Raw genomic sequence first — 11223 nt, 5'->3', positions numbered from 1 at the left:
AATTTATGACATTTCAATTATGAATCGAATATGGGAAATTTCAGTTCCCTTTCCCCCGCAATGGCACATCTTGTGGGGGGTGCAGGCAGAAAAGGTAAAACTATGGCAGATATCGGGGCCTACCTGAAAAAGCACACTGAAGCGCTGGTCAAAGATGTAGGTATCGAATCCGCGTGCGAAATAACCGGAAAATCCAAGGCGACTTTGGGGCGGTACTACTCGGACAATGCCGAACATGCCGATCGTTTCATGCCCGTGGACGCCGTTGCCCGGCTTGAGGCTGTAGCGACCTTTCCCCATGTCACTTCGGCGCTGGCGGATTTGAAGAACATCACGCTGTCGTATGACGGGCGCAATTCTGAGGCCCCCCGCACCGGGGGCGTGAACTCGGACGTGATCGCGCTGAGCCAGCGGTTTGCAATGTTGATGACCGAATATCAGTCGGCCATCGAAGACGGCATCATCACAGTGAATGAGGCAAAACGCCTTTTGAAAGAGACAAGCCTGCTGCAACAGGTGTTGATCGAGATGAAACTGCATTTGGAAGAGGAAAGCGTAAGCTAACCTCTACCTGATAAACTCTATTCTGGGCAAAAGCCTCAGGCTGTGCGCGATCTGCGTAGCCTGACCACCCCAAGGGCTGCAACTGCACCAACTAACAGCAAGATAGTCGCAGGCAACGGCACCGGAGCGACCGGACCAACTGTTCCATAGTTGCTCAGCGCGCCAGCTCCACCTCCGCTTTTGACGAAGGTAATGGTATCCGGCCCGGACGATTGGAAGAATGCCGTGTTCGTCCCGTATTTTACGAAGAATACCCCAGAGCCCACGTCGAACGAATAGTTCGTGCTGCTGCCGGAACCACCCAGCCCACCGGTTCCAAGATCGAACTTGGTGACATCTGTGGTCGTAGTGCCGGAGAAGCCGATGCTGGTCAGGTACGCGGCAATATTGGCCTCGTTGGCGCTGCCGATATTCGTGCCAAATGAGTTGTTGGGATCAAGGCTGCCGTCATCAAGAATGCCGACGCAGGAATTGCATTTCACGGAAAACGATGCAGGAGACATGTCCAGTATGTCTACATACAACGCATCGGATTTTTCGGTCGAAAGTAGTAAAACGCCACATGCGCTAACGATCGCGGCTTTAATGTTCATAACAAGTACCCCCACGGTAATATCCGAAAAATAGCGTGTTTCGTGAAATAAATCAACAAAACCGCATATGAGGGTCGCATCCAAGTCGCCAGAATACGATCCGTTACCGGAGATTTGTACTCTGCCGTTGCTCAAATGGATGCATTTGTTTGGCTAGGCGTGCCGCCTTACGATCACGGACCCGACCGAATACCCGGCGCCGAAGGAACAGATCAGGCCGACATCTCCGTCGGTCAAGTCACTGGAATACTTCGAAAAGGCGATGATCGACCCGGCCGAAGACGTGTTGGCATAGTCTTGCAGAATGTTGGGTTGCTCACCGGCCTCGGGTTCACGTCCCAGAACTTTCTTGCCGATGAAATCATTCATGGTCTTGTTGGCCTGATGCAACCACAGGCGTTTCAGGTCCGTGCTGGCGATGCCTTCGGCCTGCATATGGTCCGAGATATGCTTGCTGACCATCGGCAGCACTTCTTTGAACACCTTGCGACCGTTCTGCATGAACTGCATGTCGCGCCGGTCGACCACCCCGTCTGGGCGCGAGCGGCGCAGAAAGCCGTTATTGTTTCGGATGTTGTTTGAAAAAGCTGTGGCGCAGCGGGTTGAGAGGATTTCGAAATGCGGGCCCTGTGCATCCTCGATCCGTTCGATCAGGGTCGCCGTGGCCACATCCCCAAAAATGAAATGGCAATCGCGATCACGCCATTCCAGATGGCCCGAGCAAATCTCGGGGTTCACCACCAGTGCTGACCGGACCGATCCCGAGCGGACCATATCCGCTGCCGCCTGAATGCCGAACGTGGCCGAGGAACAGGCAACGTTCATGTCAAACCCGAACCCGTTGATCCCCAGAACCTGCTGTATCTCAATGGCAATAGCCGGATAGGCGCGTTCGTGGTTCGAGGCTGCGCAAATCACCAGATCGACATCTTCGGCGCTTCGCCCTGCCTGCTCCAGCGCCTTTTTGCAAGCGTCCACGGCCATCTCGGTCATGATGCCGGGTTCGTCATCGCTGCGTTGACGCAGCAGGGGGTGCATCACATCCGGGTCCAGAACGCCTGATTTGTCCATGACATATCGGTTCTGGATACCTGACGCCTTCAGAATGAACTCTTCCGACGAGTGCTGCATCGGCTCAATCTCACCCGCTGCAATCGCGTCAGCATTTTCTGCGTTCTGTTTGTCGGCATAAGCGTTGAAGGCGGCGACAAGCTCGGCATTGGTGATGACGTTCTCGGGCGTGAAAACACCTGTGCCGGTGATAGCGGGCGTGTACATGGCAGGTCCTGAAGGTTGCGAATTCGCCTAAAATGCAGTCACGGCGGGATTTGATCAAGGGAACGTGACCCAAGGGAATATGCGGAATCTGGCTTTATTCAGCTTCACATCTTGAATAGTTCATAAATTGAAGTATATGGCCGCCACACACGCGCGGAGTTTTCTATGTCTGATGACATCAATGAGCGTCTTGGCCGTCTCAGCCCCGAGATCCAGTCGATCATGGGGGTCTATGCCCTGTACTGGAAGCTAGAAGAGACGTTCGATTGCATCGAAACGGACCTGAGCCATCCGGAATGCCACATGCTGATCAAGCTGGATCAGCCCAAACGCATGGGCGTTCTGGCGGCGGATATGCTCAGCGTTCCTTCGACGATCACAGCTACGGCTGATGGTTTGGAAAAAGCGGGCTACCTGACCCGGCAGCGTGACCCCGAAGACCGCCGTGCCTGGCTGCTGGTTCTGACCGAGCAGGGTGAACAGGCCCGCGACATGCTGGTGTCCGAAGCCGGAGATCTGTTTCACCGCGCCTCTGGGCTGAATACGGACGAAACGGCCGAGTTCGCGCGGTTGGCGCGCAAAATCCGAGACAACATTCTGAAAACGGGAATTCCCGAGGGATTGACGAAATGAAACTCCTCTCTGTTCTGAGCGCGGCCCTGATCGCCGTGACCATGCCGGTTCTGGCACAAGACGTCGGTAAGCCGGTGAAACTGATGCAGGTGCAGGAAACCGCGCCGGGGTTTTCGCGCCAGTTCTTTGGCCGGGTCGCTGCGCGTCAGACAGTTGATCTGGCCTTTCAGGTTTCGGGTCAGATCGTCGAAATGCCCGTCACCGAAGGCTTTGTGATCCCCAAGGGCGAGTTGATCGCCCAACTGGATCAAGAGCCGTTCCAGCGCCGTTACGACCGCGCTGTTTTGCAAAAGGATCAGGCGGATCGCACCGTTGCGCGCCTGTCGCGTTTGCGCGGAACGACGGCCAGCCAGGTGGCCGTGGACGATGCTGAGACCGAGGCGCAACTGGCCGAAATCGCTGTGCGAGACGCGGAATACGATCTGAGACACGCCACTTTGACTGCTCCGTTCGATGCCCTCGTGTCCAGCCGCGCGGTCGAGTCCTTTACCACCGTGTCCTCCGGTACCCCCATCGTGCGTATCCACGACATGTCCGAGTTGCGGATCGAGGTCGACGTACCCGAGATTCTGTTCCAGCGTTCGGGTCAGGAAGATGAAATCACCATCACCGCTCGGTTCCCTGTCAGCGACGAGGTTTTTCCCCTTCAAATTCGCGAGTTTGACGCGGAAACCTCAAGCGTGGGCCAGACATTCCGTATTCAGTTCGGGCTGACCCCGCCAGAAGGATTGCAGATCCTTCCGGGCTCATCCGTGACAGTCAATGTTCAGGTGCAGGACGGTCGGACCGGCATTGTTATTCCCCCGACCGCCATTGTCGCGGATGCCTCGGGTGAGCTTGGCGTCATGGTGTTTTCTCCGGTTGGTGCAGATGAAGGCACGGTGCGACGGGTGCCTGTCACTATTGAGCCGACCCAGACTGGCGATGTCCGCGTGCTGAGCGGCCTGTCCGACGGAGACGAGATTGTCGTAGCCGGAGTGGCCGCGCTGACCGATGGGCAGGCCGTGCGCCGGTTCACCGGCTTTGCGAACTGAGGGACGGACTGATGAACATCGCTCGCGCCTCAATCGACCGGCCGATCTATACGTGGCTGATCATCCTGCTGGCCCTCTTCGGGGGGATATGGGGGTTTTTCTCGCTGGGTCGTCTCGAAGACCCGGCCTTCACCATCAAAAACGCCGTCATCGCCACACAGTACCCCGGTGCGACGGCGGAGCAAGTGGCGCTGGAAGTGTCCGAGCCATTGGAATCCGCCATTCAACAAATGGGCGAGGTGGACACCATCACCTCGGTCAACCAGCCCGGTTTTTCGCTGATCGAGGTCGAAATCGAATCCACCTATGATGGCAGCGAGCTACCGGAAATCTGGACCAAACTGCGTGCCAAGGTCCGCGATACTGCGCGCAACCTGCCATCCGGTGTGGGGGAGCCACTGGTCAATGACGGGTTCGGGGATGTCTTTGGCCTGTTCTATGCCGTAACGGCCGATGGGTTTACCGATGCCGAGAAACACGAACTGTCCACCTTCCTGCGGCGCGAGCTTTTGACCGTCGACGGCGTTGCCGATGTCGAGGTGCGCGGTCTGCCTGAAGAAGCCATCTTTGTTGAGCCGGACCTTGCCATCTCGGTCAATCAAAACGTCCCGTTAAATGCGATCAACGAAGCTATTGCCAATGCCGACTCGGTGAACTCATCCGGGTCTCTGCGGTCGGAAAACGACCGCACGACGATCCTGACCGCAGAAGGGTCGGACTCGGTTTCCGCGATTGCGGGGTTGTCTGTGGGCTCGCAGGGGCAGGTCATCAACCTGTTCGACATGTCGGATGTGTACCGTGGACGTCAGACCGATCCTGAGGTCATAATCCGTTTCAACGGCGCTGAAGCGTTCACGCTGGGGATCGCCGGATTGTCGACTGAGAACATTGTCGAAGTTGGCAAGCGCGCTGATGCCAAATTTGCCGAGCTTAACCCCCAGATACCCTTCGGCGTGGATATCCTGCCCATTTATCAGCAGCATGTGGTGGTCGAGCAGGCCTCGAACGATTTTCTGGTGAACCTTGCCCTATCCGTGGCCATCGTGGTTGCGGTGCTGGCGATCTTCATGGGGTGGCGCGCGGCACTTGTCGTGGGCTCGACCCTGCTGCTGACCGTAGTCGGTACATTGCTGTTCATGTCCATCTTCTCGATCGAGATGGAACGGATTTCGCTGGGTGCGCTGATCATTGCGATGGGGATGTTGGTGGACAATGCCATCGTGGTTGCCGAAGGGATGCAGATTGCCATGCTGCGCGGCAAAAACTCGCGCGATGCCGCGGATGAGGCCGCGTCCAAAACCCAAATTCCGCTGCTCGGGGCCACGGTGATCGGCATCATGGCCTTTGCAGGGATTGGCCTTAGCCCGGATGCGACGGGTGAGTTCCTGTTCTCGCTATTCGCGGTGATCGGTATCTCTTTGCTGCTCAGCTGGGTGCTGGCGCTGACGGTGACGCCGCTGCTGGGTCACTATTTCTTCAAGCAGGGGAAAGAGGGCGGTGTGGATGCTTATGGCGGGATCATGTTCCGGGTCTATGGCGCGATCCTGCGTTGGGCGCTTCGGTTCCGCTGGCTTGTCATTGCCGCGCTTGTCGGCGTGACCATGGCCTGTTTCGCGGGCTTCGGTCTGGTCAAACAACAGTTCTTCCCCGACTCGAATACGCCGCTGTTCTTTGTGCACTACAAGCTGCCACAAGGCACCACCATCGCGCGCACGTCGCAGGATATGGAAGTGTTCGAAGACTGGCTGGCGGAACGTGACGACGTTGTCTCGGTGGCAACTTTTGTGGGGCAGGGGGCAACCCGGTTTCTGCTAACCTATTCCGCCGAGGATCCGAACCCCAGTTATGGTCACATGATCATTCGCACCGAAACGCTGGATGACATTCCGCCCTTACAGGCCGATCTGGAAGCGTTCGGAAAGGCTCAGTTCCCCGAAGGTGAATTCCGAACCCGGCGGCTGATCTTCGGTCCGGGCGGTGGTGATCCGATCCAGGCGCGGTTTTCGGGCAGCGATCCGGCTGTTCTGCGGCAACTGGCGGATGAGGCCGTGCGCCGGATGCAGGCCGCATCCCCCAACGCGCTGAATGTATCCCATGACTGGTTCGAGCAGGAACTGGCTGTGCAGCCAATCTATGCAACCGAACGCGCCCAGACTGCTGGCGTCACGCGCGAAGACATTGCCGGGACGCTGCAATTCTCGACAGACGGGTTCACGGCAGGCGTATTCCGTGAACGGGACCGTCTGATCCCGATTATCGTGCGCCGCCCGGTGGATGGTGACTATTCGATCGTCGATCAGGTGGTGTATTCGGATCAGTCGGAAAAATTTGTGCCAATTGAACAGATGCTGGATGGGTTCGAATACAAATCGCTCAACACTCTGGTGCACCGCCGGGATCGCGTACTGACCATCACTGTCGGGGCGGACATTCCGCCCGATCTGACGGCGGCTCAGGTGCATTCCGAAGTGCGCAGTGTCATCGAGGATATGGACCTGCCACCGGGCTACCGCATGGAATGGGGCGGCGAGTTCGAAAACGCTGGCGAAGCCAACCAAAGCCTTGGGCGCCAATTGCCGCTCAGCCTGTTGATCATGGTGCTGATCTCGGTGCTGATCTTCAACGCAATCCGTCAGCCGATCATCATCTGGCTGCTGGTGCCGATGTCGGTGAACGGGGTGGTGATTGGCCTGCTGGGAACTGGGCTTCCATTCACATTCACCGCTTTGCTGGGCTTGCTCAGCCTGTCGGGGATGTTGATCAAGAATGGCATCGTTCTGGTCGAGGAAATCGACCTTGTACGCGCCACCGGCAAGCCCCTGCGCGAGGCGATTGTTGAAGCCTCGGTCTCGCGTTTGCGCCCGGTGATGCTGGCAGCGATCACCACCATTCTTGGCATGGCGCCTCTGCTGACGGACGCGTTCTTCCGTTCGATGGCGGTGACGATCATGGGTGGTTTGGCCTTTGCCACCATTCTGACGATGGTCGCGGCTCCGGTCTTTTACCTCGTGTTCTTCGCGCGGGATGAAAAGCGCGAAGCTGCGGCAGCCTGATGGGACCGGGCGGCTTTTCAGTCGCCCGGATCTTTTGCCGGATCGTAGTGGTAGTAAAAACAGGACAGTTTGTTGCCGTCCGGATCGCGCAAATAGGCCACGTAGAAATCGGGCGCGTAGTAATCCCGAATGCCGGGTTTGCCTTCGTCCGCGCCGCCATGTCTCAGACCGGCGGCGTGAAACTGCCTGACCTGCTCCGCACTGCGGGCAGGGAAGGCCAACATTGTCCCATTACCCGCGCTGGCCGCATTGCCGTCGAAGGGTGTGCAGACCCAGAATCCGGTACCGGCTTCGGGATTTGTTCCCCAGCCCGCGCGGTTTTCGGTCCATCCCGGAAGGCGTGGCTGTTCTAAAACAGCAAATATCGCGTCATAGAACCGGATGGCCTGCGGCAGGTTGTTGGTTCCGTAAGTCGTGTAAAGGTGCATAGCTTTCCTGCCCGGTTCAGGTCCGTATCATGGAGCCTGCCGTGCAACAGGGAAAGCAAAATGGAGCCTGAGGCCGCGTCAGATCAATGGGATTAGCGGCACGTCGCATGCTGCGAGTGTCATCAACGCGGCGAAAATCAAGAACCTGCGCATTTCGTTATCCTTCTGCTCGTTTGCAGAAAAGATGCGCGCCCGAAGACACAAGGTCAACGGGCGCGTAAAACGTGTTTCGTTTAAGCGGTTTCGGGCCGGTCAGCCTTGCAGTGACTTCACCTCAACATCCCCTTCGGCCTGCGCCTTGATCGCCAACGCGGCGGCGTGGCTGGCGGCTGCGGTGGTGAAATAGGGGATTTTGTCATACAGCGCGATTGAGCGGATGGACTTGCTGTCCTCAACCGCTTGCGCGCCTTCGGTGGTGTTCATCAGCAACTGAACCTGACCGTCTTTCAGCATGTCAGCCACGTCCGGGCGGCCTTCATAGACCTTGTTGACCACGTCACAGGCCACACCGTGTTCAGACAGCCAGCTTTGGGTGCCACGGGTCGCGACCAGAGTGAACCCTTGCCCGATCAACACTTGCGCGGCCTCAAGCATGGCCGCCGTCTTATCGGCATCCTTGATCGAAATGAACGCCCGTCCCGAGGAAGGCAGTACCATACCTGCACCCATCTGTGCCTTCAGGAAGGCACGCGGGAAGTCGCGGTCCCAGCCCATGACCTCACCGGTTGAGCGCATTTCCGGCCCCAGAATGGTGTCGACACCGGGGAAGCGGGCAAAAGGCATCACCGCCTCTTTCACCGAGAACCACGGCATGTCCGGGTCGGCCAGCGTCATCTGGTCCGCGATCTTGGTGTCCTGACCTTCCTGATAGGGCGGTCGCTGCGGGAAGTTCGACAGCTTCTCACCGGCCATGACCCGTGCGGCAATCGAAGCGATTGCGCTGTCGGTCGCTTTGGCGACGAAAGGCACGGTGCGCGAGGCGCGCGGGTTCACTTCGATCAGGTAAATCTCATCATCCTTGATCGCAAACTGGACGTTCATCAGGCCGACAACGTTCAGCGCCTTTGCCAGTTTGAACGCCTGATCCTTGATCTGAGCGATGATCTCTTTCGACAGCGAATAGGGCGGCAGCGAACAGGCCGAGTCGCCCGAGTGAACGCCAGCCTCTTCGATGTGCTGCATGATGCCCGCGACATGCACGTCAGTGCCATCGCACAAGGCGTCTACGTCCAGCTCGACCGCACCGGCCAGATAGCTGTCCAGCAGAACGGGGCTGTCGCCCGAGACCACCACAGCCTCGTTGATATAGCGCCGCAGCTGATCCATATCGCGCACGATTTCCATGGCGCGGCCGCCCAGAACGTAAGAGGGCCGGATCACCAGCGGAAAGCCGATTTCCTCGGCGATTTCCAGTGCCTGTTCGTCGGTCGAGGCGATGCCGTTCTTCGGCTGTTTCAGGCCCAGATCGTTGACCAGAGCCTGGAACCGCTCACGGTCTTCGGCCAGGTCAATCGCGTCCGGCGTGGTGCCGAGGATCGGAATACCTTCGGCCTCAAGCGCGTTGGCCAGTTTCAGCGGCGTCTGGCCGCCAAACTGAACGATAACGCCGTGCAACGTGCCGTTTTCCTGTTCCTTGGTCAGGATTTCCATGACGTGTTCAAAGGTCAGCGGCTCGAAATACAGGCGGTCCGAGGTGTCATAGTCGGTCGAGACCGTCTCGGGGTTGCAGTTGACCATGATGGTCTCATATCCCGCCTCGGTCAGCGCGAAACAGGCGTGACAGCAGCAATAGTCGAACTCGATACCCTGACCGATCCGGTTGGGGCCACCGCCAAGGATGACAACCTTTTTGCGGTCAGAGGGGCGTGCTTCACATTCGACCTCACCCATCATCGGGGCCTCATAGGTCGAATACATGTAGGGCGTCTGCGCTTCGAATTCGGCGGCGCAGGTGTCGATACGTTTGAACACGGCGTTGACGCCCAAATTGCGGCGGGCACGGCGGATGTTGTCTTCATCCCGACCAGTAAGGTTGCCCAAACGCGCATCAGTGAAGCCCAGCATTTTCAGCCTGCGGATGCCGTCCTCGGTCATCGGGAGGCCATCCTTGCGGACCTGCCGCTCGGCGTCGACGATCTCGCGGATACGGGCAAGGAACCACGGGTCGAACTTGGTGACGCCGAAGATTTCATCATCGGTCAGACCGTGACGCATGGCCTGCGCGATGGTGCGCAGACGATCAGGCGTCTGTTGGCTGATCGCTTTGATCACGGCCGCCTTGTCGTCCGCTTCTTCCCAGAGACCTACGTTCAGGCCAGAAATTTCGATCTCATCAAAGCCGGTCAGGCCCGATTCCATCGAGGCCAGTGCCTTTTGCATCGATTCGTGGATGGTACGACCGATGGACATGGCCTCACCCACCGATTTCATCGCGGTGGTCAGGTAAGGTTCCGAACCGGGGAACTTCTCAAACGCGAATTTCGGGATCTTGGTGACGACATAGTCGATGGTCGGTTCGAACGACGCAGGCGTGACCTTGGTGATGTCGTTGTCCAGCTCGTCCAGCGTGTAGCCCACAGCCAGTTTTGCGGCGATCTTGGCAATCGGGAAACCGGTTGCCTTCGACGCCAGCGCCGAGGAGCGCGATACACGCGGGTTCATCTCGATCACAACCATGCGGCCATCTTCGGGGTTGATCGCCCATTGTACGTTCGAACCGCCGGTTTCGACCCCGATCTCGCGCAGAACGGCAATCGAACCGTTGCGCATGATCTGATATTCTTTGTCGGTCAGCGTCAGGGCAGGGGCCACGGTGATCGAGTCGCCCGTATGAACGCCCATTGGGTCGACGTTTTCAATCGAACAGACGATGATCGCGTTGTCGGCAGTGTCGCGCACCACCTCCATCTCGTATTCTTTCCAGCCGAGCAGGCTTTCATCAACGAGGATCTGATTTACGGGTGAGGCATCCATGCCCGAGCGGCAAAAGTGGATATAATCCTCACGGTTATAGGCCACACCGCCACCAGTGCCACCCAGAGTAAACGCGGGGCGGATGATGGCGGGCAGGCCGATCTCTTCCAACTCGTCCAGCGCCATCTGAACACCCGCGTCCAGATCGGTGCTGCCATCCTCGCGCTTGGGTGCGGTCACGATGGTTGCTTTGGGGTTCTCAAGACCCAGACGGTCCATCGCCTCGCGGAACAGCTTGCGGTCTTCGGCCATTTCGATGGCGTCGCGCTTGGCGCCGATCATTTCAACACCGAATTTTTCCAGCACGCCCATCTCTTCCAATGCAAGCGAGGTGTTCAGGCCAGTCTGTCCACCCATGGTGGGCAGCAGGGCGTCGGGACGTTCTTTCTCGATAATCTTGGCGACAACTTCGGGGGTGATGGGCTCGATATAGGTGGCATCGGCCAGTCCGGGATCGGTCATGATGGTGGCCGGGTTTGAGTTTACCAGAATGACCCGGTACCCTTCTTCCCGCAGCGCTTTGCAGGCCTGAGCGCCGGAATAGTCGAACTCGCAGGCCTGACCGATAACAATGGGCCCCGCCCCGATAATCATGATCGACTGGATGTCGGTTCTTCTGGGCATGGCCTGGTTCCTTTGGTTATCTGCGAGTCAGGGCACCCCCAAG

8 protein-coding genes are annotated in these 11223 nt (G+C 58.1%); 4 read left to right on the top strand and 4 right to left on the bottom strand.

The window, feature by feature from the left end; all coding sequences use genetic code 11:
* The first annotated feature begins 102 nt into the window (after window positions 1-102).
* Window positions 103-564 (top strand): hypothetical protein, encoded by a 462-nt coding sequence (locus ACOQOY_RS06660; protein ID WP_420584682.1) that lies wholly within the window; start codon window positions 103-105, stop codon window positions 562-564.
* Window positions 565-599: 35 nt separating this feature from the next.
* Here ACOQOY_RS06660 and ACOQOY_RS06655 read toward each other — a convergent pair whose 3' ends face one another.
* Both ACOQOY_RS06655 and ACOQOY_RS06650 read right to left on the bottom strand, forming a co-directional pair.
* The gene (locus ACOQOY_RS06655; RefSeq protein WP_420584681.1) at window positions 600-1241 is read right to left on the bottom strand and encodes a hypothetical protein; all 642 of its coding nucleotides are present in this window, start codon (window positions 1239-1241) and stop codon (window positions 600-602) included.
* 69 nt (window positions 1242-1310) lie between these two features.
* Entirely contained in the window at window positions 1311-2435 is a 1125-nt protein-coding gene (locus ACOQOY_RS06650) for a beta-ketoacyl-ACP synthase III (protein WP_420584680.1), read from the bottom strand.
* Between the two features lie 165 nt (window positions 2436-2600).
* Between ACOQOY_RS06650 and ACOQOY_RS06645 the strand changes: the two genes are divergently transcribed.
* Genes ACOQOY_RS06645 through ACOQOY_RS06635 form a run of 3 tightly spaced genes read left to right on the top strand, consistent with a single transcriptional unit; the run spans window position 2601 to window position 7155 of the window.
* Window positions 2601-3068, top strand: coding sequence for a MarR family winged helix-turn-helix transcriptional regulator (locus ACOQOY_RS06645; protein ID WP_420584679.1), 468 nt, complete (start codon window positions 2601-2603; stop codon window positions 3066-3068).
* The gene (locus ACOQOY_RS06640) at window positions 3065-4102 is read left to right on the top strand and encodes an efflux RND transporter periplasmic adaptor subunit (RefSeq protein ID WP_420584678.1); all 1038 of its coding nucleotides are present in this window, start codon (window positions 3065-3067) and stop codon (window positions 4100-4102) included. The genes ACOQOY_RS06645 and ACOQOY_RS06640 overlap by 4 nt, the downstream gene beginning before the upstream one ends.
* Window positions 4103-4113: 11 nt before the next feature.
* Window positions 4114-7155: an efflux RND transporter permease subunit gene (locus ACOQOY_RS06635; RefSeq protein ID WP_420584677.1), complete on the top strand. Its 3042-nt coding sequence runs from the start codon at window positions 4114-4116 to the stop codon at window positions 7153-7155.
* Window positions 7156-7172: 17 nt separating this feature from the next.
* On the opposite strand, the gene ACOQOY_RS06630 is transcribed toward ACOQOY_RS06635, so the two are convergent.
* Together ACOQOY_RS06630 and carB are read right to left on the bottom strand one after the other, a co-directional pair.
* Complete coding sequence (locus ACOQOY_RS06630; RefSeq protein ID WP_420584676.1) at window positions 7173-7583, bottom strand: VOC family protein; 411 nt, start codon at window positions 7581-7583, stop codon at window positions 7173-7175.
* A gap of 252 nt (window positions 7584-7835) precedes the next feature.
* Complete coding sequence (gene carB, locus ACOQOY_RS06625; RefSeq protein ID WP_420584675.1) at window positions 7836-11180, bottom strand: carbamoyl-phosphate synthase large subunit; 3345 nt, start codon at window positions 11178-11180, stop codon at window positions 7836-7838.
* Window positions 11181-11223 lie beyond the last annotated feature (43 nt).

Origin of the sequence: Ruegeria sp. (assembly GCF_965221235.1) — a bacterium.
GTDB lineage: Bacteria > Pseudomonadota > Alphaproteobacteria > Rhodobacterales > Rhodobacteraceae > Ruegeria.
The sequence above is the reverse complement of the archived record's forward strand: the minus strand, read 5'-3'. Positions and strand labels throughout refer to the sequence as shown.